Origin of the sequence: Nocardia sp. CS682, from assembly GCF_004634405.1 — a bacterium.
In the GTDB taxonomy this organism is placed as follows: domain Bacteria; phylum Actinomycetota; class Actinomycetes; order Mycobacteriales; family Mycobacteriaceae; genus Nocardia; species Nocardia ninae.
Genome location: NZ_CP029710.1, coordinates 2,499,429 through 2,521,341 on the forward strand (window position 1 = coordinate 2,499,429; position 21,913 = coordinate 2,521,341).

22 protein-coding genes are annotated in these 21,913 nt (G+C 66.2%); 8 read left to right on the forward strand and 14 right to left on the reverse strand.

The genetic code is table 11. The features are described from left to right. Positions 1-140 precede the first annotated feature (140 nt). Positions 141-2,219, forward strand: a complete 2,079-nt coding sequence (locus DMB37_RS11160; protein WP_240772334.1) for a CocE/NonD family hydrolase — start codon at positions 141-143, stop codon at positions 2,217-2,219. A 78-nt stretch (positions 2,220-2,297) separates the two neighbouring features. Here the strand turns inward: DMB37_RS11160 and mraY are convergent, their stop codons facing one another. The 3 genes from mraY to DMB37_RS11175 form a co-directional block, all read right to left on the reverse strand. Then, positions 2,298-3,374: a phospho-N-acetylmuramoyl-pentapeptide-transferase gene (mraY, locus tag DMB37_RS11165; protein WP_135232638.1), complete on the reverse strand. Its 1,077-nt coding sequence runs from the start codon at positions 3,372-3,374 to the stop codon at positions 2,298-2,300. Positions 3,375-3,654: 280 nt separating this feature from the next. Then, positions 3,655-5,019, reverse strand: a complete 1,365-nt coding sequence (mgtE, locus tag DMB37_RS11170) for a magnesium transporter (protein WP_135232639.1) — start codon at positions 5,017-5,019, stop codon at positions 3,655-3,657. Positions 5,020-5,300: 281 nt separating this feature from the next. After that, on the reverse strand, positions 5,301-5,819 hold the full coding sequence (locus DMB37_RS11175) for a hypothetical protein (RefSeq protein WP_240772335.1): 519 nt from the start codon (positions 5,817-5,819) through the stop codon (positions 5,301-5,303). Positions 5,820-6,157: 338 nt separating this feature from the next. On the opposite strand from DMB37_RS11175, the gene DMB37_RS11180 reads away from it, so the two are divergent. From DMB37_RS11180 to DMB37_RS11195, 4 genes are all read left to right on the forward strand, one after another. Further along, entirely contained in the window at positions 6,158-7,555 is a 1,398-nt protein-coding gene (locus DMB37_RS11180) for a glycosyltransferase (protein WP_135232640.1), read from the forward strand. Between the two features lie 179 nt (positions 7,556-7,734). Continuing rightward, the gene (locus tag DMB37_RS11185) at positions 7,735-8,466 is read left to right on the forward strand and encodes a class I SAM-dependent methyltransferase (RefSeq protein ID WP_135232641.1); all 732 of its coding nucleotides are present in this window, start codon (positions 7,735-7,737) and stop codon (positions 8,464-8,466) included. A 124-nt stretch (positions 8,467-8,590) separates the two neighbouring features. Further along, positions 8,591-9,583 carry an LLM class F420-dependent oxidoreductase gene (locus DMB37_RS11190; protein ID WP_135232642.1) on the forward strand — a complete coding sequence of 331 codons (993 nt, stop codon included), beginning with the start codon at positions 8,591-8,593 and terminating at the stop codon, positions 9,581-9,583. 173 nt (positions 9,584-9,756) lie between these two features. Then, entirely contained in the window at positions 9,757-10,023 is a 267-nt protein-coding gene (locus DMB37_RS11195; RefSeq protein ID WP_135232643.1) for a hypothetical protein, read from the forward strand. Positions 10,024-10,168: 145 nt separating this feature from the next. Here the strand turns inward: DMB37_RS11195 and DMB37_RS11200 are convergent, their stop codons facing one another. Then, on the reverse strand, positions 10,169-10,645 hold the full coding sequence (locus DMB37_RS11200; RefSeq protein WP_135232644.1) for a DUF6463 family protein: 477 nt from the start codon (positions 10,643-10,645) through the stop codon (positions 10,169-10,171). Positions 10,646-10,732: 87 nt separating this feature from the next. Here DMB37_RS11200 and DMB37_RS11205 point away from each other — a divergent pair, with 87 nt between their 5' ends. Then, positions 10,733-11,344 (forward strand): TetR-like C-terminal domain-containing protein, encoded by a 612-nt coding sequence (locus DMB37_RS11205; RefSeq protein WP_135232645.1) that lies wholly within the window; start codon positions 10,733-10,735, stop codon positions 11,342-11,344. A 105-nt stretch (positions 11,345-11,449) separates the two neighbouring features. On the opposite strand, the gene nrdE is transcribed toward DMB37_RS11205, so the two are convergent. The 4 genes from nrdE to DMB37_RS11225 all read right to left on the reverse strand — a co-directional run bounded on the left by nrdE (position 11,450) and on the right by DMB37_RS11225 (position 15,309). Next, positions 11,450-13,555, reverse strand: coding sequence for a class 1b ribonucleoside-diphosphate reductase subunit alpha (gene nrdE, locus DMB37_RS11210; protein ID WP_240772513.1), 2,106 nt, complete (start codon positions 13,553-13,555; stop codon positions 11,450-11,452). 38 nt (positions 13,556-13,593) lie between these two features. After that, positions 13,594-14,076 (reverse strand): class Ib ribonucleoside-diphosphate reductase assembly flavoprotein NrdI, encoded by a 483-nt coding sequence (gene nrdI / locus DMB37_RS11215; protein ID WP_135232647.1) that lies wholly within the window; start codon positions 14,074-14,076, stop codon positions 13,594-13,596. Between the two features lie 38 nt (positions 14,077-14,114). Next, on the reverse strand, positions 14,115-14,348 hold the full coding sequence (locus tag DMB37_RS11220) for a redoxin NrdH (protein WP_069163300.1): 234 nt from the start codon (positions 14,346-14,348) through the stop codon (positions 14,115-14,117). A 391-nt stretch (positions 14,349-14,739) separates the two neighbouring features. After that, positions 14,740-15,309: an NAD(P)H-dependent oxidoreductase gene (locus tag DMB37_RS11225; protein WP_135232648.1), complete on the reverse strand. Its 570-nt coding sequence runs from the start codon at positions 15,307-15,309 to the stop codon at positions 14,740-14,742. Between the two features lie 144 nt (positions 15,310-15,453). On the opposite strand from DMB37_RS11225, the gene DMB37_RS11230 reads away from it, so the two are divergent. Then, positions 15,454-16,059, forward strand: a complete 606-nt coding sequence (locus DMB37_RS11230; RefSeq protein WP_234391438.1) for a TetR/AcrR family transcriptional regulator — start codon at positions 15,454-15,456, stop codon at positions 16,057-16,059. A gap of 22 nt (positions 16,060-16,081) precedes the next feature. Then, entirely contained in the window at positions 16,082-16,909 is an 828-nt protein-coding gene (gene nadE, locus DMB37_RS11235; protein ID WP_135232649.1) for an ammonia-dependent NAD(+) synthetase, read from the forward strand. 73 nt (positions 16,910-16,982) lie between these two features. On the opposite strand, the gene DMB37_RS11240 is transcribed toward nadE, so the two are convergent. The 6 genes from DMB37_RS11240 to moaA all read right to left on the reverse strand — a co-directional run bounded on the left by DMB37_RS11240 (position 16,983) and on the right by moaA (position 21,812). Beyond that, positions 16,983-17,585, reverse strand: a complete 603-nt coding sequence (locus tag DMB37_RS11240; protein ID WP_135232650.1) for an isoprenylcysteine carboxylmethyltransferase family protein — start codon at positions 17,583-17,585, stop codon at positions 16,983-16,985. 54 nt (positions 17,586-17,639) lie between these two features. Then, complete coding sequence (locus DMB37_RS11245) at positions 17,640-18,911, reverse strand: RNA polymerase sigma factor (protein WP_135232651.1); 1,272 nt, start codon at positions 18,909-18,911, stop codon at positions 17,640-17,642. A 2-nt stretch (positions 18,912-18,913) separates the two neighbouring features. Next, entirely contained in the window at positions 18,914-19,621 is a 708-nt protein-coding gene (locus DMB37_RS11250) for a YciI family protein (RefSeq protein WP_135232652.1), read from the reverse strand. Between the two features lie 94 nt (positions 19,622-19,715). Further along, entirely contained in the window at positions 19,716-20,426 is a 711-nt protein-coding gene (locus tag DMB37_RS11255) for a YciI family protein (protein WP_135232653.1), read from the reverse strand. A gap of 92 nt (positions 20,427-20,518) precedes the next feature. Further along, entirely contained in the window at positions 20,519-20,761 is a 243-nt protein-coding gene (locus tag DMB37_RS11260) for a MoaD/ThiS family protein (RefSeq protein ID WP_135232654.1), read from the reverse strand. Then, the gene (moaA, locus tag DMB37_RS11265; protein ID WP_240772336.1) at positions 20,754-21,812 is read right to left on the reverse strand and encodes a GTP 3',8-cyclase MoaA; all 1,059 of its coding nucleotides are present in this window, start codon (positions 21,810-21,812) and stop codon (positions 20,754-20,756) included. Before moaA ends, DMB37_RS11260 begins: the two co-directional genes overlap by 8 nt. Between the last annotated feature and the right edge of the window lie 101 nt (positions 21,813-21,913).

Genomic DNA, 21,913 nt, shown 5'->3' on the forward strand with positions numbered 1-21,913 from the left:
GTCGTCTCAGAGCAATCCGGCGTGCTGTCGAGCTGGACATAATCAGGCGGCTCGAGATCAGCAACCAGCCACTTGCTGCACGCGACCGCCTACCAGCGATCCGGCAGCGGGATTCAGCGTCGACTTGGAGATGGATCGAGATGAGATTGCGGGCACGAACGAAGCGGTTCGCCCCACGCGCAACGATGATCGTCACCGCCGTCGTATGCGCCCACTTCGTCACACCACTGGCAACGGCGGAACCGCCGACCGGGTTCACCGACATCGACGGTGGCCGGTACGCGGCCGGCTGGACGGCCGCGACCGACGGCCCACAGCCGTACACACGGATCTTTTCCGATCTCGCGATACCGGTCACGATGGGCGACGGCACGGTGCTCAAGCTCGATGTCCAGCGACCCGGTAACGGTGACAGACCGACCGACGAAAAGCTGCCGACCATCATCGAATTCGAGACCTACAGCAAGATCGCGGTCAACTTGGCATCCGCGCTTCTGCAGATCCCGGGCATCGATGACGTGCTACTGCCCGCGTTGGCCTCCGTCGGCGCACCGCCCGGCTCCGGCCTGGAGGGTTTGACCGATCTCAGTAGGCAACTCGACTCCGGCCTGGTGCAGGCCGCCGCACACAATTTCGACCTCGTCAAAGGTGGATACAACCTGGTACACGTCGATATTCGCGGCACAGGCACCTCGGAGGGCCAGTGGCAGATGTTCGGCGCCAAGGAACGCGACGACGCGGCCGAGGTGATCGACTGGGTCACCGGACAACCGTGGAGCGACGGGTCCGTCGGGTTGAAAGGCACCTCCGCTACCGGTATCGCGGCCCTGCGCGCCGCCGACCGCGGCAATCCGGCGATCAAGGCGATCTTCAGTTACATCGCCAGCGGCGACCTCGTCGACGACATCGTGATCCCCGGTGGCGCAGTGGGATTCGGTTTCGCGGCGTTCTGGCCCATGGCGGTGAACCTCGCCAAATTCGCTCCCGATGTCGAAGCGGTCATCGCGGGCCGCTTCGACCCCGCCCAGCAGCTGCAGTGGCTCAAAGACCGGCTCGCCGACCCGCTGACCTTCATGGATGTGGTGGCGAACGCGTTCACCGCGATGGACACCGGTCAGCTCGCACCGAAGACCCGCGAGCTCATCATGCCCAACTCCGATCTGCGCAACGGGTTGCAGGCGAACATGCCACAGATTGCCGCGCCGACGTTCCTGATCAGCGCGTGGTGGGACGTTTTCGGCAGTACGGCGACGGAAACGTACAACGAGATCGCGCAATCGTCCGACCGGAAAAAGCTGATCGTCGGCGAGGGCTACCACGCGGGCGGCGGTCTCGCCGGTTTCGGGCACAGCGGTATGCCACCTCGCGTTGATGTGCTGCAGCGATCGTGGTTCGACAAGTGGCTCAAAGGAATCGACAACGGCATCGACTACTACAGCCCGCTCACCCTCAAACAACAAGGCGGGCACTGGACTTCGGCGCTGTCGTTCCCCCGTTCCGGGCATGCACATCGGCGGATGTACCTCGACGATCGCCCCTCCGGCACCGCGAACTCCGCCTACGACGGCGGCCTGGCCGCCACACCGGCACAGCATGCCGTCACCGAGCTGACCGTGGCGCCTAGTGTATTGAGCCTGTGCTCGCGCGACACCTCCCGGATCTGGGCCGGTGTGCCGTCGATCATCATGGCCTGCGATCAGGACTCACAGATCTGGGAACTCCATGGCCTGACGTTCACCAGCAATCCGGTGGCCGAACGCACCGTGATCTCCGGAGCTGTCAACGCCCACCTCAATACCGTGCTCGACCGTCCCGACGGCTACTGGGTGGTCACCCTCAACGATGTCTTTCCGGACGGTCGCTCGCGCGAAATCAGCTCCGGCCAGCTCGTTTCGTCGCTACGACAGATCAATGACGCCAAGAGCACGATCGCGCCGAACGGCGACTACATCAATCCCGAGTATTACCTCGAGCTCGACCGCCGCGAGCTCGTCGTCCCCGGACAGCCACTCACCCTCGACATCGGGATCGATCCGACCGAGGCGGTACTGGAACCCGGTCACCGTCTCCGCCTAAACGTCTACGCCAGCAATTTGCCAAAAGGGTTGCCGCCCATGCCGATTCTGGCCGACAGTGGACTCGCCCCCCAACGCCTGAGACTGGACCCCGACCAGCCGAGCTGGCTCAATGTTCCGCTGAGCGTTGCCATCCCGGAATGACGGCGGAATAGGACTAGGCCCCGGCATCGGAATGCCGGGGCCGATTCTGCCGTCGAACAATGGCAACGTCTCGCTGAATCAGCCGATGGCGGCGAGGTATTCACCGTAGAACAGCATCAGGCCGACGGCGGCGGCGACGCCGGCCAGCAACCAGAAGCGGATGATCACGGTGGTCTCGGCCCACTTGCTGAGTTCGAAGTGGTGGTGGAACGGTGCCATCTTGAACAGTCGGTTGCGGGTGGTGCGGAACACCACGATCTGGAGGAGCACCGACAGGATCTCGGCGAAGAACAGGGCGCCGACCACCGCCATCAGCAACTCGGTACGGGTGGTGATGGACAGACCGGCGAGCAGGCCGCCCAGCGCCAGCGAACCGGTGTCACCCATGAAGATCTTGGCCGGAGCGGCGTTCCACCACAGGAAGCCGGTGCAGGCGCCGACACCGGCGGCACAGACCACCGCCAGATCGAGCGGATCGCGCACGTTGTAGCAGCCTGCGCCGGGCGTGACCGCGCAGGCATTGGTGTACTGCCAGAAGGTGATGATCACGTAGGCGCCGAGCGCGAAGCTCATCGATCCGGCGGCCAAGCCGTCGAGTCCGTCGGTGATGTTCACCGCGTTGGACCAGGCCACCACGAGGAAACTGACGACGAGCAGAAACCCGATCACCCCGAACGACACGGTGGCAACGTCCCGGACATAGGACATGTGCCTGCTGCCCGGCGTCAGACCCGAGCTGGCGGGATAGCGCAGCGCGAGCACACCGAAAACCACTGCGGCGGTGAGCTGGCCGATGTACTTGCCGGTCGCGGTCAGGCCGAGATTGCGTTGCCTGCGCAGCTTGATGGAGTCATCGAGGAAGCCGACCACGCCCAGCGCGGTGGCCAACCCGAGCACGAGCAACCCGGAGGCGGATACCCCCTCCCCGTCGTGCCGGATCCCGATCAGATGCGCCCCCAGGTACCCCGCCCACATGCCGACGAGGATCGCGATGCCACCCATCGTCGGCGTACCGCGCTTGGCCTGGTGACTGACCGGTCCGTCGGCCCGGATCTCCTGCCCGACATTTCGCCTGGCAAACAGCATGATCAGCAATGGTGTCAAGGTGATGGAAACCGCCAGCGCGATCATCGCCGAGAACAAGATCTGTCTCATTCGCCCCTCATGCGGCCGTCATCGGACTCTTCGTTCATTGAAACATCAACGCGCGGACTCGTTTTCACGGCCCAGCCGCCCGGCCACCGCTGCGGATCGCACCACGCAGCGCCGAGCGTCGAGATCGCCCTCGCGAATGCACGACGTTAGCAAGCCTGCGGGGTATGTGCTGTCACCTGAAGTTCCGCTACATGCCGAAGCCGCGGCCACCTTGGTACCGGTAGCCGCGGCTTGCCTGGGAGATCCGGTCAGCGCGAGTCGAGCGTGCGCCGACCAGCGCTCAGATACCGAGGACCAGCTTGGCGGTGGTGAAGTAGATGATGAGCCCGGTGGCGTCGACCAGGGTGGTGACCATGGGTGCGGACACCACCGCAGGGTCGATCCGCAGCTTCTTGGCGAGCAGCGGCATGGTGCCGCCGATGGTGGCGGCCCACCCGCAAATCAGCACCAGCGTGATGCCGACGACCAGCGCGACGCGCAGGTCGACGAACAGTCCGCCGATCACCAATCCCGCCGCGGCGAGCATGGATCCGAGCACCAGCCCGACCCGGCATTCACGCCAGATCACCTTGAACAGGTCGGTGACCCGCACCTCGCCGACGGCGAGCGCCCGTACACAAGCGGTAGCGGCCTGCGCGCCCGCGTTGCCACCCGCGCCGATGAGCAGCGGAATGAACAGCGCGAGATGGGCGGCCTGCTGCAGCGTGCCCTCGAACATGTCGGTGACGCTGACCGTGAGGGTGGCGGCGAAGAGCAACAGCAGCAACCACATCGCGCGGTAGCGGGCCAGCTGGAACACTCCCGCCGCCATGTAGTGGCCTTCCCACGGCGCCGAGCCGGCCTGCCTGGCCACGTCCTCGCTGTCCGCGGCCTCGATGACCTCGACGGCGTCGTCGATGGTGAGCAGGCCGACGAGCCGGTTCTCGCTGTCCACGACGGGCATGTTGATGTCGTTGGTCTCGCGCATCAGCCGGGCCGCCTTCTCCGCGGAGTCGGTGGCGCGGGCGCAGACGGGTTCGGTGACGACCAGCTCGGCGATCATCGTGTCCGGCTTGCTGAGCACCAGCTCACGCAGCTCGACGATGCCGGTGAGCCGCCTGCCCGCGTCCACCACGGGCAGCGTGTAGACGGTTTCGGCGTTGGCACCCTTGGCGCGCACCATGCTCAGCGCCTCGGCCACGGTCAGGTTCTGCGGTAGCGCGACCACCTCGGGGGTCATGTACTGACCCGCCGAACCCTCCGGGTAGCCGAGCAGCGCGGCGGTCATCCGGCGCTCGCGCGGGCTCAACCCGGCGAGTACCTTCTTGGCGACTTTGGCGGGGGCCTCGCGCAGCATGCGGGCCCGGTCGTCGGGCGCCATGCCCTCGATCAGGTCGCGGAAGCTCTGGTCGCGCAGGCCCTGCAGGATCTGCTGCTGGTCGACCGGTTCGAGTTCTTCGAAGACGGCCAGCGCCAGGTCCTTGTCGAGCAGCCGGAAGGCCATGCCCGCCTGGACGGCGTCCATCCGGGCCAGCTGGTCGGCGATGACGTGCGGCGGATGGGTGTCGAGCCAGGCCAGCGCGGCGTCGACGCGGTGGGTGTCGGCGATGTCCTGCAGTGATTCGGACAGCGACGGACGTACTTCGATGACATCGGTCTGCGACATGGGGTGTCCTCAGCAATAAGCGTGAGTGAATGGGAGCGCGAAAATTCACACCGCGCGGGCGTCGGCCCCCACCGTCGCTGACTACTCAGGAATGCGAAGGGGCGACGCCGCGCGGCCTTCGACTGGGAGGTTCGCTGCGCATGGCAACCCCACCTCCTTCTCGTCGCTGCCGCAGACCTGACGTGTCCGCACCATCACTGAAACGTTGATCGGATGCGAAAGCATCCCTGTGCAGGATACAGGCAATCGGTTGAAGTGCTCACCACGAACGATCGTGCTGGTCAGTTGACCACTCCGGTGTGAGCGTGGCGGTGACGGCGGTCTCCGTGGCTAGCCAAGTGGGTACGTGCTGCACCCAGTAGGGCACCTGACCCGCCTGCGCCGAACAGGAAGAGGTGTGGCACCTGCTCGCGCAGGTGGTTATGCACCTCGATGCGGTCATCGATCATGTGCGTGATGCCGAGGGCCGCGCAGTGCCCCGCCTTGTCGGCGCGCTTGCGGCAGAAGCGCAGGTTGTCGCGCGGGATCCCGGTGCGGTCGTAGAAATCGTGATGGTCGAGCCATTGCCGGGTGCGCTGTTCGATCCGCACCCCACACTTGGAGATCACCCACGCTCGGCCACCGAAGCGCCGGACCAGCCGGGGCAGCACGTCGAAGGCGTCGGGGCTGGGCGGTGTGCGCAGTGCCTCGTCGAGGCCGCCGGAGAGGAATACCGTGTCGTCATCCCCCGGCCGCAGGGCCGCCCCCTGGATGACTCGGCCGAAATCGACGCCGAGTCGAGGTTGTTTCTCTGTTTTCATGTGCGTTCGAGCATGACTCGGACTACCCGGCCGGCGCTAGTGAAATTCGGGCACGCAACGGCGGCAGCGGTTCATCGACCGCGGCGGTCCGGGAAAACGACATGCCCAGCACTGACAGCCAGTCATTTGCTGAAGGCTTGCGATGTATTCAACGGCTTTACGGACCGTGCACCTTTTCTGTCGCCAACCAACAGACCGACCGGTGGTCAGCTCGCCGAATAACCGGTCCTATCAAGTGTAAAGTCCTCATCAAACCACATGCAACGATCCGGCTCTATGGCCGATAACGCATGCCCAGACGGGTGACGTAGCTATTAGCTACAAGTTAGCCTGTCGTCATGACCAAAATACTGGCGTTCACCTCACCGGCCGAAGGACACCTGTATCCGGTCGCGCCGGTCCTGGCTGAGCTGGTATCGCGCGGCCACGACGTGACCGTGCTGACGCTGCCCGGCAGCCAAGAGGCCCTGGATCCGTTCGGCATCACCGTGCGCGAACTGCCGCCCACCCTGGCGGCGAACACGCTCGACGACTGGGCGACCACGTCGCGGATCCCAGCCCTGCGCGCCGCCGTCCGCGCACTGGTCGCCCGCATCCCGGACGAGATCCAGGCCCTGCGCAGCGCGATCATCGCCGAGCGGCCGGACGCGCTGCTGATCGATGTCACCGCACCCGGCGCGCAGATTCTCGCCTCGGCCAGTGGGCTGCCGTGGGCGTCGTGGGCCGCGATGCTGCTGCCGATCCCCTCGCGCGACACGCCACCGTTCGGACCTGGGCTCAGACCGCGGACGGACCTGCTCGGCCGGGTCCGCGACCGCAGCCTGCGCTGGTTCCTCACCCGGCGATGGAACGAAGTGCTGCCGCAGCTCAATCACATGCGCCAGTACTACGGATTGGATCCGCTGGACAACACCGAGGACTACCTGCGCCAGCCCACGCTGACGCTCAACTTCACCGCGCCGCCGTTCGACGATGTGCACAGCGACTGGCCGCCGACGGTGCACCAGATCGGGCCGGGCCTATGGGCGCCGGACGCGGAGCCACCGAGCTGGCTCGACGAGATCGACCGGCCGCTGGCAGTGGTCACCTGCTCGACCGAGTTCCAGGACGACGGCAGACTCGCACAGGTCGCGATGGACGCGCTGGCCGACAGTGGGCTGTACACCGTCGTCACCGCGGGTGCCGTCGACGCCGCGACGTTGACTGTTCCGCCGAATGCGCGAGTCGAACAGTTCGTGCCACACCATCTCCTGCTGGATCGGGCCGCCGTCGTGGTCACGCACGGCGGTATGGGCATCACCCAAAAGGCGTTGGCCGCAGGGGTTCCGGTGTGTGTGGTGCCGTTCGGGCGGAGCCAGTCCGAGGTCGCGCGGCGGGTGGTCACCAATGCGGCGGGCACCTGGGTGTCCGCCAAGCGGCTCACCGTCGCGCACCTGCGTGCCGGTATCGAAAAGGCGATGACTCGCCGGGACGGTGCGGCCCGGGTGGCCGCGGGATTCGCGGCGGCGGGCGGCACATTGCGCGGGGCCGAGCTGCTGGAACTGCACTTCGCCGGGCACGCGATCGAGCACACTGCGTGGACCGGAACTACGCCGACGCACAGCTCGCACGTTTATCCGACGAACGAGGCGGCGCCGGAGATCACGCCCGAACCGGACCCGATTGTCCTGCCGCCCAAGGATTCTCCGCCCACCGATGATCAATACTGGACGACTTGGCAGCGTCGTGACCGTTGACCGGTCGGGACCGACGCGTAGCCGCGCATATAGCTGACCATTCGGGCGCGCGGACGACGTAACTGGATGAACCACTGGTCCTTCGGCACTTCGATGTCGCGGGCGCGAGCTGGGTGCGTTCGACACGACCGCGTGAAAAGCGCGTGCGCCGTGCGCATTCGGCGCGGTACGTTCCGGCTATGGACGATCACTTCGGCGAGCAGGTAGCGGCACGGTACGACGAGTCGTCTGCAGCGATGTTCAAACCGGACGTCGTCGGACCGGCTGTCGACCTCCTCGCGGAGCTCGCCGACGGCGGCCGAGCCTTGGAGTTCGGCATCGGCACGGGCCGCATCGCCTTACCGCTGGCACGCCGCGGCGTACCGGTGCACGGCATCGACCTGTCGCAGGCGATGGTCGCCCAGCTGCGCGCCAAGCCCGGCGGCGACGCGCTCGATGTCACGATCGGCGACTTCGCGACCACCCGCGTGGACGGCTCATTCTCCGTCGCCTACCTCGTCTTCAACACCATCATGAACCTGACCGCCCAAGCCGATCAGGTCGCCTGTTTCGCCAACGCCGCAACCCATCTCGCACCCGACGGCTGCTTCGTCATCGAGGTCGGCGTCCCCGACCTGCGCAGCCTGCCACCCGGCCAGACCATGGTCCCCTTCCAGCGCAGCCCCACCCGCTGGGCCTTCGACCACTACGACGTCGCCACCCAGCAGATGAGCTCCAACTACATCGAAGTGATCGACGGCCGCGGCGAATTCCGATCCATCCCGTTCCGCTACGTATGGCCCGCCGAACTAGACCTGATGGCCCAACTCGCCGGCCTCCACCTGCGCCACCGCTGGACAGACTGGACCCGCACCCCTTTCACCCACGAAAGCCGCAAGCACGTCTCCATCTGGGAGAAACCCGCAGTCTGATCAACCTGCCGACCGCTCCCCCACCCCGTCCCGCGCGACCTGCGTTGCGCCTGTTACCGCGCCTCGGTCGGCCCATCACGGGATGATTGGTTAGGTTTGGGGTACATACACGAAGGAGAAATCTGTGCGCTTCGGCATCTTCATCCCGCAGGGCTGGCGGCACGATCTGGTTGGTATCGAACCGGCGGAGCAGTGGCGGGTGATGCGGGACCTCGCGCAACGCGCGGACGCCGGTGACATCTGGGAGTCGCTGTGGGTGTACGACCACTTCCACACGGTTCCGGTGCCGACCGAGGAGGCGACGCACGAGGCGTGGACGCTCATGTCGGCGTTCGCGGCGTCCACCTCGCGGATCCGGCTCGGGCAGATGTGCACCGCGATGAGCTACCGCAATCCGGCGTACCTGGCGAAGGTCGCCGCGACCGTCGACCTGATCTCCGGCGGCCGGGTCGAGATGGGCATCGGTGGCGGCTGGTACGAACACGAATGGCGCGCTTACGGATACGGGTTCCCGTCGGCAGGCGAACGGCTCGCCCGGCTCGACGAGGGCGTGCAGATCTTCCGGCAGGCCTGGACCGAGGGCAAGGCCACGTTGAACGGCGTCCACTACCAGGTCGACGGTGCCATCGTGCGGCCACTTCCGTTGCAGGAAGGCGGCATTCCGCTGTGGATCGCGGGCGGCGGCGAGAAGAAGACGCTGCGGATCGCGGCGAAGTACGCCCAGTACACCAACTTCAGCAATGTGCCGGAGGAGTTCACGCAGAAGTCCGAGATCCTGCGCGCCCACTGTGCCGACGTCGGTACCGATTTCGACGCCATCGTGCGCTCCTCGAACTTCAACGCGGTGCTCGCTGCCACCGAAGCCGAAGTCGAAGAACGCCTTTCGGTGATCCAGGCGAAGTTGACGCCGGCGATCGGCGACGATCAGGCCAAGGGCTACGTCGACGGCATGTTCCGCACCTCCGCCGCCACCGGCACCCCGGAGCAGGTCATCGAAAAGCTGTCCGCGATACGAGATCTCGGCCTCGGCTACGCCATTTTCAACTTCCCCGAGTCGGCCTACGACACCTCGGGTATCGAGCTGTTCGAGCGCGAGGTCGCGCCCGCTCTGCGCTGAGTGTGTGCCCCAGATGGTCGCCCGAGGGTGACCACCTGGGGCGTTCACGCTACGCGGCCAGAGCAAACCGGCAGAAATGTGATGCCGGACACATTACTCAACACCATGGAACCGTCTCGGATGCTGCACGTCTAAAGCCATGAAAGACAACAGCATTCGAGATAGGAATTCCTATGAGACTCCGCACGGCCATCGTCGTCGCGTCCGCCGCGATCATGGGCTCCGGCCTGATCGCCGCCGGATCGGCCGCCGCCGCCCCCGCCGCACCAGGTCTGCACGCCCAGCTGGACTACCAGCAGGGCGACCCGAACAACGGCTGCGTGCCCCCGCCGCTAGGCGCCGACGGCAAGCCACTGCCCCCGCCCCTCGGCCCCGACGGCCGCCCCCTGCCGCCCCCGTCCGACCTCAACGGCAAGCCCTGCCCGCCCCCTCCTGCCTGAGCCCTGACGGTGAGCGTTGCCCGACAACCCATTCCATGATGAGGTACGGCGCACGCTCGACAACGGGGGCCGAATCAGGTGACTAATTGGCAGGCGGACCCGGGGGCAGGCATCCGGGTCCGTCAGCTGTGCGAACGCGCACGGTTCAGTGTGCGACGCGTTGCGGCAGTGCCGAGGGGGAAGGGGTGGAGTTGGTTCGCTTGCCGTCCCCGAGGATGAGGAAGACTCCGCAGAGCAGGAGGGCCCAGGCCGGGGAGGCGGGGACTGCGGTGGTCAGGAGTAGTGCCCAAGTGAGGATGAGCCAGCCGATCCATCCTGGTACGCGGTGGTTTTGGTGGGCTGACCAGAGGATGTAGCAGCCGAGGACGAAGATGGGGACGCCGAAGCTGGCGAGGGAGATCCAGAGTGCTTCGGAGCGCTCGTATTGGGCGAGGGTGGTCGACTCGTCGAGGGTGAAGGTGTTCCACCAGCCGTCGGATACGGCCTGCGACCACGTGTCGCGGACGCCCACCGGGGAGAGAACGATGTGCACGGCGCCGAAGGCGGTGGCGATCCAGCCGGCGACCTTGGTCGATCGAATGCCGCGCCAGCCGGCAGAGGTGCGCTGTTCGGTGAGTTCCATGTGTCCTCCATCTGTCCGACCAGGCAAAAGCCGTGGCCAGATACGAGACCGTCAGTATCGATACTGACAGTCTCGTATGATGCCAGCATGTCGAAACCGAAACAAGCGGGAGGGCGTCCTCGGGATAGTCGGGTAGATCACGCCATCGCCGCCGCGGTCCGATCGCTGCTGGCCGAGCAGAGTTACGCGACGCTCACCGTCGATGCCGTGGCCGCGCGCGCCGAGATCAGCAAGGCGGCGATCTACCGCAGGTATGCGACCAAACAGGAGATGATCTTCGCCGTCCTGCTGCACGACCTCGACGAGGCCCCGCCGGCCGATACCGGCTCACTGCGCGGCGACATCACCGAACTGGTCACCCGGATCAGCGACCAGCTCGCCCAGTCCGCCGCCGGCGTGATGGCCGGGCTGCTCGCCGACATCCACGCCGATTCGGCGCTGGCGGTCCGCTTCACCGATTCCTATCTCGCCGTGGAACGTTCGGTCATCACCACGCTGCTCGACCGCGCGGTAGCGCGCGGCGAACTACCGCACCGCCCCGACCCCGCCCTCGTGCACGCCCTGCTCCTGGGCCCTCTCTTCGCCTGGCAGATCATGCTGGACGAAGACCCCACTCGCACAACAGTTCTCGCTGACGCGGTCGCACAATCCGCTACCGCTGCCTTGACCTCAGGCGCCCTACCGTCCGGTGCTACCTAGCGCCCGTGACGAAATCGACTGGCAGGATGTCCACAACGGCCGCTACAACGCGAAAGCCTCAGTGCGGCAAGGCACTGAGGCTTTCGTGAGTAACGCGGGTGTCTCCTACAGCATGCAGGACACGCAACCCTCGACTTCGGTTCCCTCCAAAGCCATTTGGCGCAGGCGGATGTAGTAGAGGGTCTTGATTCCCTTGCGCCACGCGTAGATCTGCGCGCGATTGAGGTCGCGGGTGGTGGCGGTGTCCTTGAAGAAGAGGGTCAGCGACAGGCCCTGGTCCACGTGCTGGGTGGCGGCGGCGTAGGTGTCGATGATCTTCTCGTAGCCGATTTCGTAGGCGTCGTCGTAGTACTCGAGGTTGTCGTTGTCGAGGTAGGGCGCCGGGTAGTAGACGCGGCCGATCTTGCCTTCCTTGCGGATCTCGATCTTCGACGCCACCGGGTGGATGGAGCTGGTGGAGTGGTTGATGTAGGAGATCGACCCGGTCGGCGGGACGGCCTGCAGGTTCTGGTTGTAGATGCCGTGCTCCATGACCGAGGCCTTGAGCTCGAGCCAATCGGCCTGCGTCGGGATCTGCACCCCGGCGTCGGCGAAGAGCTGGGCCACCCGTTCGGTTTTCGGCTCCCACACCTGCTCGGTGTACTTGTCGAAGTACTCACCGCTGGCGTACTTGGACTCGGGGAAGCCACCGAAGTAGGTGCCGCGCTCCTTCGCGATCAGGTTCGACGCCCGAATCGCGTGGTAGACCACGGTGTAGAAGTAGATGTTGGTGAAGTCGATGCCTTCTTCGGACCCGTAGTGCACCCGCTCGCGAGCCAGGTATCCGTGCAGGTTCATCTGGCCGAGGCCGATGGCGTGCGACTCGTTGTTGCCCTGCTCGATCGAGGGCACCGAGTAGATGTGCGTCTGGTCCGACACCGCGGTGAGCGCCCGGATCGAGGTCTCGATGGTCTGCGCGAAGTCGGGTGAGTCCATCGTCTTGGCGATGTTGAGCGACCCGAGGTTGCACGAGATGTCCTTGCCCACCTTGGCGTAGGACAGGTCGTCGTTGAACACCGACGGCGTCGACACCTGCAGGATCTCCGAGCACAGGTTCGAGTGGGTGATCTTGCCCGCGATCGGGTTGGCCCGGTTCACCGTGTCCTCGAACATGATGTACGGGTAACCGGATTCGAACTGCAGCTCGGCGATGGTCTGGAAGAACTCGCGCGCCTTGATCTTCGACTTGCGGATCCGCTTGTCGTCGACCATCTCGTAGTACTTCTCGGTGACGTCGATGTCGGCGAACGGCTTGCCGTAGATGCGTTCCACGTCGTACGGCGAGAACAGGTACATGTCCTCGTTCTTCTTCGCCAGCTCGAAGGTGATGTCGGGGATCACCACGCCGAGCGAGAGGGTCTTGATGCGGATCTTCTCGTCCGCGTTCTCCCGCTTGGTGTCCAGGAACCGATAGATGTCGGGGTGGTGCGCGTGCAGGTACACCGCGCCGGCGCCTTGGCGCGCGCCGAGCTGGTTGGCGTAGGAGAACGAGTCCTCCAGCAGCTTCATGATCGGGATGACGCCCGAGCTCTGGTTCTCGATCTTCTTGATCGGTGCGCCGTGCTCGCGAATGTTGCTGAGCAGCAGCGCGACACCGCCGCCGCGCTTGGACAGCTGCAGCGCGGAGTTGATGGAGCGGCCGATGGACTCCATGTTGTCCTCGATGCGCAGCAGGAAGCAGGACACGGGCTCGCCGCGCTGCTTCTTGCCCGAGTTGAGGAAGGTCGGGGTGGCGGGCTGGAAGCGGCCGTCGATGATCTCGTCGACCAGCTTGCCCGCGAGCACCTCGTCACCGGCGGCGAGGGTGAGCGCGACCATGCAGACGCGGTCCTCGAACCGCTCCAGGTAGCGCTTGCCGTCGAAGGTCTTCAGCGTGTACGAGGTGTAGTACTTGAACGCGCCGAGGAAGGTGGGGAACCGGAACTTCTTGGCGTACGCCTGCTTGAACAGCTGCTTGATGAACGGGCGGCTGTACTGGTCCAGTACCTCCGGCTCGTAGTAGTTCTCCTTCAGCAGGTAGTCCAGCTTCTCCTCCAGGTTGTGGAAGAAGACGGTGTTCTGGTTGACGTGCTGCAGGAAGTACTGATGCGCGGCCTCGCGGTCCTTGTCGAACTGGATCTCACCGTTCGGGCCGTACAGGTTCAGCATGGCGTTGAGGGCGTGGTAGTCCATGACCTCGGCGGTGTCCGCACTGCGGGCGGCAGGCTGCTCTAAGCGAGCCGTTTTTCCGGCCGGTGCTGTCGTTGTTGTTGCCAAAACAATCCCAATCCTTCTCGGACGCGCTCGACGTCCTCGGCGGTTCCCATGAGTTCGAAGCGATACAGGTACGGCACGCCGCATTTGCGGGAGATCACGTCTCCCGCGTAGCAGTAGGTATCGCCGAAGTTCGTGTTTCCCGCCGCGACCACGCCGCGCAGCAGGGCGCGGTTGTGCGGGTCGTTGAGGAACTTGGCGACCTGCCGCGGCACGAAATCCTTGTCGGATCTGTTCCCACCCAGAACGTGCCGACCGCCCCCGTAGGTGGGGACGATCAGCACGAAGGGTTCGTCGACGCGCAGCGAATCGGCGGTGTGCAGTGGAATGCGAGTTGCCGGGAGACCCAGCTTCTCGACGAAGCGATGCGTGTTCTCCGAGGCGCTGGAGAAGTAGACCAGCGCCGGAGCGGTGGGACCGTAAGCATTGTCGTCGGACACGGTCACCTCTCCTCTCGGAGGACGGAGTGCGCGAGCGGTCAGGCCGCCACGGTGGCCAGCGACTTGATGCGATCGGGCCGGAAACCGGACCAGTGATCCTCACCGGCCACGACGACCGGGGCCTGCAGGTAGCCGAGGGCCATGACGTAGTCACGCGCCTCGTCGTTCTCGGAGATGTCGATCACCTCGTAGTCCACCCCGGCCTTGTCGAGCGCCTTGTAGGTGGCATTGCACTGGACGCAAGCGGGCTTGGTGTACACGGTGACGGTCATTGGTATCCCTCTTCTCCTTGTGCCTGATCCACAGCCTGTGATCCGTATGCAGTGCACGATCCGACTTGCTGCGCAAACTCCTGGATCTGGCCGCGAATCCCCTGCTCAGCCCCTTCGGGCCGAGGCTCGCAGAGCGGGGTGTCATGCCGTCTTCCAGTACCGAAGACACTACACCTAGTGGCCGACAGATTCATCCGACACGACATGTTGCGAGTCACATTGGTGAAATTCGAACGTGGTAAGTACCTGGATGCTCGATTCGCAACCCGACACGACCGTGGTGCAGATCACAATTTCGTACCGTAGCTGATTTCCAGCAAACTTCCTGCGCAGACGAAGAGGGCCACCTCCACCGCGTGGAGATGACCCTCGAGAAGACCGGAGCGGAAGCTTACACGGCGGCCAATTCCCCGCGAGTGGCCTGGACCAGCTCGTGCACGGTGGCGGCCAATTCGGTGAGCGCTTCGGCATCCTCACGCGGGTGTGTCGTGCCGAATCGCTCACCGATCGTGGCGAAGTGCAGGTGCGCGGACTCCACCACGCGGGCACCCGCGACGCCGAGCACCTTGACCGTGTCGCCGTGCGCCCACTGCGCGGCGTTGGGGCTGATCGACGCGCTCACCACGGCCGTCGGCTTGTCCTTGATCGAGCCTGCGCCGTACGGGCGGGAGGCCCAGTCGATGGCGTTCTTCAATGCTCCCGGCAGGCTGCCGTTGTATTCGGGAGTCACAACGAGCAGACCGTTCGCTGCGGCGACCGCGTCACGCAGGGCCTGGGCCGCTGCGGGCACGGAACCCTCGACATCGATGTCCTCGTTGTAGAAAGGAATATCGGCAAGACCTTCGAAGAGGGTGATCTCGACACCCTCGGGAGAAGTCTGTACTGCGGTCTCAGCGAGCTGGCGATTGATCGAAGCCGCACGAAGGCTTCCGACGAGAGCGAGGATGCGGGTCTGGCTCATGACGACTCCTGGTGTACTGAATGAGTAGGTGTCCGAACTTTCACTGACAGATAACCGGACCACGGTCCGATTACTTCCCGCGGAGAATGCGTGAGCGCTGTGAGCTACCCCACCTCGGATCTCCCCGCCCCAGGGGAGCGTCCGCTGCTCGGCATCGGCGCGCCCCTCCCGGGCACGTCCGAACCCACCGAACGCGCCGACGCGGCACGCAACCGGCAGTTGCTGCTCGACGCCGCGCAACAACTGGTGCGCGAGCAGGGGGTCGACGGTCTCACGATGGACGCGCTGGCCAAGCGGGCCGGGGTCGGCAAGGGCACCGTCTTCCGCCGATTCGGTAGTCGGTCCGGACTGCTGATGGCGCTGCTGGATCATTCCGAGCGCAAAGCCCAGCAGGCGTTCATGTTCGGGCCGCCGCCGCTGGGGCCCGGTGCGGCGCCGGTGGATCGGCTCGTCGCGTTCGGCCGTGCCCGCCTGCTCGACATCGATGTGGAGGGCGAGCTGTATCGCGCCGCGGAGGTCGGCGAGGCGGGCGACCGCTACTCCGGCGCGCCCTACATGTTGCTCAAGGCGCACGTCTCGATGCTGCTGCGCGAGGCGAAAGTGCCCGGTGAGCCCGCGCTGGTCGCCGACAGCTTGCTCAGCACGCTCAGCGCCGCGCTCGTCATGCATCAGATGCGCGCGCAGGGGTATAGCCGCGATCAGATCGGCGACAACTGGGAAGCAATCGTTCGTCGCGTTGTCTCACGGTGAATCGACAGTAAAGTGGGCTGCCATGCGGAACCTGCGCGAACAGATCATCACCGAGTTGGGCGTTCAACCGAGCATCGAGCCGAAGGACGAGGTACGGCGCCGGGTCGATTTCCTCAAGGACTATCTGAACGCCACTCCCGCAAAGGGTTTCGTGCTCGGCATCAGCGGCGGGCAGGACAGCTCGCTGGCGGGCCGGTTGTGCCAGCTCGCGGTCGAGGAACTGCGTGCCGACGGCGCGGACGCGACGTTCGTCGCCGTGCGCCTACCTTATGGCGTGCAGTCCGATGAGGCCGACGCACGCGCCGCGCTGCGCTTCATCCAGCCGGACAAGACGGTGTCGGTGAATGTGCGGCCGAGTGCGAACGCGACCGCAGGCGAGGTGGCCTCCGCCCTCAAGATCGACAAGCTGCGCGATTTCGTGCGCGGCAACATCAAGGCGCGCGAGCGGATGGTGATCCAGTACGCGATCGCCGGGCAGGAGAATCTGCTCGTGGTCGGCACCGACCACGCCGCGGAAGCGGTCACCGGTTTCTTCACCAAGTACGGCGACGGCGGCGTCGACCTCACCCCGCTGACCGGCCTCACCAAGCATCAGGGCGCGGCGCTGCTGCAGGAGTTGGGCGCCCCGGGGACCATCTGGTCGAAGGTGCCGACCGCCGATCTGGAGGACGACCGGCCCTCGCTGCCCGACGAGGAAGCCCTCGGCCTCACCTACCGCGAGATCGACGACTACCTGGAAGGCAAGGACGTCACCGCCGAGGTCGCCGAGCGGATCGAGTCCATCTACCTCAACACCCGGCACAAGCGAACCGTCCCGGTCACCCCGCTCGACACTTGGTGGCGCGACTAACCGCACCCACACCACTTCTGTTTTCCCGCACCGCGATTTGCGGTGCGGGAAAACAAGGTGTGTGCGGCTCGCCCTATCGCCTGCCGACGGCGGGTACGAAGCGGCCCACCTCAGCCACGTAGGAGCGATAGTGGTCGCCGTGGACCTTGTGCAGGTACGGCTCCTCCACCACGCGTACCTGTAGTTCGATCGCGCCGACGAGTAGCAGGAAGCCCACCACCGCAACGGGATTGGGCACCATCAGCGTGACGCCCACCGCGAACGTGAACATTCCGGTGAAGATCGGGTTGCGCACCAGGCCGAAGACGCCGGATCGCACCAGGGTCGTGCGCTCCGTGGCGTCGACGCCGATTCGCCAGGACTCCCCCATGTCTCGCTGCGCGTACAGCGTGCCCACAATGCCGGTTACCGCGACGACGGCCCCGACCCAGGACACGAACCCCCTGTCCAGCAACGGAATCGGATCCAGCACGTCCATCAGCTGAAGTATCGGCGCGGCCAGCCCGACGGCGACGGCCACGACCACCCCCACGCCGGCCAGCCATTCCAGCGAACCCGGGCGGCCGCCGATGCCGCGGAACCCGCTCGACCCCGTGCGGTGCCACTGCCACCAACTCCGCCAGCCGAACGCCGCCGCGGCGAAGATCCCATACAAAACCAGTGCGCCTACTGCCATCGCACTCTCCCTCCTTGTGTCGCCACCAGGATATATAGATGAATGCGCATGTGTCTATGGCTTTGTAAGATCTTGTCCCGCAGCCGTTTCTACTTGGGCGAGGCGCCGAGACAGGAAACGGCGGACTTGCTCGTTGGCCGTGCGCTCCAGCGCGACGCGATAGTGCGTCGCGGACTCCGTATGGCGCCCGGCGCGGCGAAGAAGGTCGGCGCGGGTCGCGGCGACGAGATGCGAGGCGGCCAGCCGCGGATGGTCCGCGATCTCGTCGAGTGCGGCGAGACCGCTGTCGAACCCGCGCAGGAATCCGACGGCGATCGCCCGATTCACCGCGACCATCGGCGAATCCGAGTATCCGAGCAGCTCGTCGTAGCCGGATACTATTGCGGCCCAATCGGTTTGCTCCCACGTCGGCGCAGTGACGTGTGCCGCGGCGATGCGTGCCTGTGCCAGGTAGGGCCCCGTGCCATCCGCGGCGGCGGAGACCAGGCAGCGCAACCCCGCCGCGATCTGGACCCGATTCCACGCGGACCGGTCCTGGTCCTCGATCGGCACCAATTCGCCTCCGGCACTGCGGCGTTGACCTCTGCGACTGTCATTGAGCAGCATCAGCGCCAACAGCGCCCGCGCCTCCGCGTCTTCCGGCAACAGCCCGCACAACAGTTTGCCGAGCCGAATCGCCTCGTCGCACAGTTCATCTCGGACGGCGGTCGGCCCCGAGGTGGCGAAGTAGCCTTCGGTGAACACCAGATAGACGCACGCCAGCACCACCGGCGTGCGCTCCGCCAGCAGATGCGCGGGCGGCACCCGCAGCGGAATACCCGCCGACCTGATCTTCGCCTTCGCGCGGGTGAGGCGTTGGGCCACAGTATGTTCCGGCTGCAGGAAAGCTCTGGCGATCTCCGCCGTCCGCAGCCCGCACACCAGCCGCAGCGTCAGCGCGACCTGCGACTCCGGCGACAGCGCCGGATGGCAACAGGTGAAGATCATGCGCAGCTGATCGTCGGCCACCGGCGACACGTCCACCTCCTCGTTCGGCGCGCCGAGCGGACTCGGCGTGGTCAGCAGCACCGCGTCCTGCTCCTTGCCACCCCGCAGCGATTCGCGCCGCAGCCGGTCCAACGCACGATTACGCGCCGCGGTGGTGATCCAGGCACCCGGATTCGACGGCATGCCCTGGCTCGTCCAGCTGCGCAATGCGTCGGCGAACGCCTCGTGCACCGCGTCCTCGGCCAGCCCGATATCGCCGACCAGCCGGGCGACCGTGGCCACGGCCCGGCCGAATTCGGCGCGGTAGACGCCGTCGATCGATGCGGCCGGACCCGGCACGATCAGAAGCCGACGTCGACGATGCGGCGAACTTCGGTGCGCCCCTTCGCCCCGCGCGGAATCTTGGTCGCGATCGCCGCGGCCTGTGCGGGACCGGTCGCGGTGAAGATGTAGACGCCGTCGACCACTTCTGCGCCCTCGGTGTACGGCCCGTCGGTACGCAACAGTTGCCCGTCGCGCATCCGCACGGTGACCGCGGTCGCCGGTGGCCGCAATGCGCCGCCGCCGCGGATCACGGCACCGACCTGTTCGCCGAACCGCTCGTGTTCGACGACCGCCGCGGCCCATTCGGGGGTGTCCGGCTCGATAACGTCGCTCTCCCACAGCAGCGCGGTCCACCAGTCGGCGCCCGGCTGCTCGTGCGGCGTCCACATCGCCATCGGACGCACCTCGACCGAACCCCGCGCGGCCGTCGGAATCCGAGCGGCGAGTTCGACGGCCGTATCCAGATCCGGGCAGTCGAAGACATAGAAGCCGCCGACCACCTCCGACTGCTCGGTGAACGGTCCGTCGGTGACCAAGAGCTGGTCACCGTCGCGCCGGACATTGATCGCCGTGTCCACCGGGAACAGCGCCGCGCCGCCCGCGATCGCCGCCGCAGCTTGCTCCTGGAATGCCGCGTACTTCTCGACCCCCGCGGCGAACTCGGGTGTTCCCGGCTTGTTTGCGGGGTCCGCCTCACTGCTCACGATCGTCGCAAAGTAGTGCATGGTCGCCCAACCTTCCTCGAATGGAGGGATCTGATCCCTTCCTACTCAGACGACGAACGGCGCGTGCATTTCTCTACGTACGCGGTCGGCACAGTCACTCTTCGAGGTCGACGAGCCGGCGCAGTTCCACCCGTCCGGTCTCGCCACACGGAATCCGGGCGGCGATCTCGGTCGCCTCGGCCTGGTCTTTCGCCACGAACATATACAGCCCGTCGATCACCTCGGACTCGGCGAAGGGGCCGTCGGTGAGCAGCAATCGGCCGTCCCGGACCCGCACCGTGGTCGCGGATGTCGGCGGCTGCACCGCGCCGCTGCCGCGCAACGCCGCCGCGGCGGCCGTACCGAACTCCTGATGCCGGGCCACGGCCGGATCCCATTCGGGTGTACCCGGCGCGATGACGTTCTCCGGCCGCTCCCAGAGCAGCGCGAGCCACCAGTCCGGGCCCGGCAGGCCTTGCGACTGCCACTGGATCATCGGTCGCAGTTCGACCGCACCCTGTTCGGCCGCGGGTGCCTGGCGCGCGAGCTGGATGGCGTCGTCGAGATCCTTGCAGTCGAACACGATGAAGCCGCCGACCACCTCGGCCTGCTCGGTGAACGGACCGTCGGTGACGAGCGTGCGGCCGCCTGCGTGCCGGATGTTGACCGCCGTGTCCGCCGGATACAGTGGAGCGCCGCCCGCGATCGCCGCACCTGCGTTCGCCTCGAACACCTCGTACTTCTCGACCTCGGCCGCGAACTCCGGCGAGCCGGGCTCCACCTCCGGCTCGTCGCCGCGTCCTACCAATGTCGCCAGGTAGTGCATGATCGTCATCCTTCCCGGAATCCGAGGAGTCCGATACCCCTCGCTACCTGGACGACGAACGCGACAGTGGTTTCTCTACATGCGGTACCCGGTCACCCGCCTGCGAACGGCGGCAGCACATCCACCTGTGGCGTCAACGCCATCTCCGGATCGCGGGTCAGCTCGTCGCCGACCAAATAGGCGCACACGGACAGCATCTTGTCCAGGTCCGGCCCGTACGAGGCGGACAGCATCGAGCGCAGGTCGGCGACGGTGGCGCCGGCCGGGAACTCGAGCGTCTCGCGGTCCTTGCCGACGGCGTCGGCGATGGCGGCGAAATAGCGGATCTCAACCACCGATAGCTCCCATCGTGCGTTCCGGCGGGACGAAGCCCTCGGCGTCGATGCCGTGACCCGCCCACTTGTTCCACATCGCGCCGCGCCACAGCGTGGCGAGTTCGGCGTCGTCGGCGCCCGTGCGCAGGGCCTGGCGCAGGTCGTATTCCTGGTCGCTGAACAGGCAGGAGCGCAGCATGCCGTCGGCGGTGAGGCGGGTGCGGTCGCAGGTATCGCAGAACTTACGGGTGACCGAGGCGATGATCCCGACGGTTCCGGGGCCACCGTCGACCAGCCACGTCTCGGCGGGAGCCGAGGGGTCGGCGCGGCCTGCCGCGGTGAGCTCGAAACGAGCGCCGAGCACGTCGAGCAGTTCGGCGGCGGTGACCATGTTGGCGCGCGCCCATTCGTGGTCGGCGTCGAGCGGCATCTCCTCGATGAACCGCAGCGCGCACTGCTCGTCCAGGCACCATTGCAGCAGATCCGCCGCGCCGGACAGTGTTTCGCGCATGAGCACCGCGTTCACCTTGACCGGGGCCAGCCCGGCGTCGCGGGCGGCCCGAATGCCTGCCAGCGCGGAGCCGAGCCGGTCGCGACGGGTCAGCTTGGCGAACCCGGCCCGGTCGACGGTGTCCAGCGAGACGTTCACCCGGTGCAGCCCGGCGGCGGCGAGCGCACGGGCGCGGTGCTCGAGGCCGACGCCGTTGGTGGTCATCGCCAGCGGCGTGTCCGGCACCTGTTCGTGGCAGCCCGCGATGATCTGTTCGAGGTCGCGCCGCATCAACGGCTCGCCGCCGGTGAACCGGACCTCCTGCACCCCGAGCTCGCGGACCGCCAGGCTCACCAGGCGCACGATCTCCGCGACGGTCAGCAGTTCGTCCTGCGGTATCGCGGGCAGCCCCTCCTCGGGCATGCAGTACGTACAGCGCAGCGAACACTTCTCGGTGATGGACACGCGCAGATCGCGGGCCACCCGGCCGAATCGGTCCAGCAGGAAGGGCGTATCGGGGCGCCCATCGAGCGAGGGACGCCCGGAACGCACGGCAGGTATCCCCATCTCGACCAGAGTCACCTGTCCATTATGACCTTTGCTCGCCGTTGGTCAGTCGCAGAAGGTACGGAATCGCGCACTGCGCGCACCTTGCGATTGTGAGGTTCGCACAAGCCGGACAG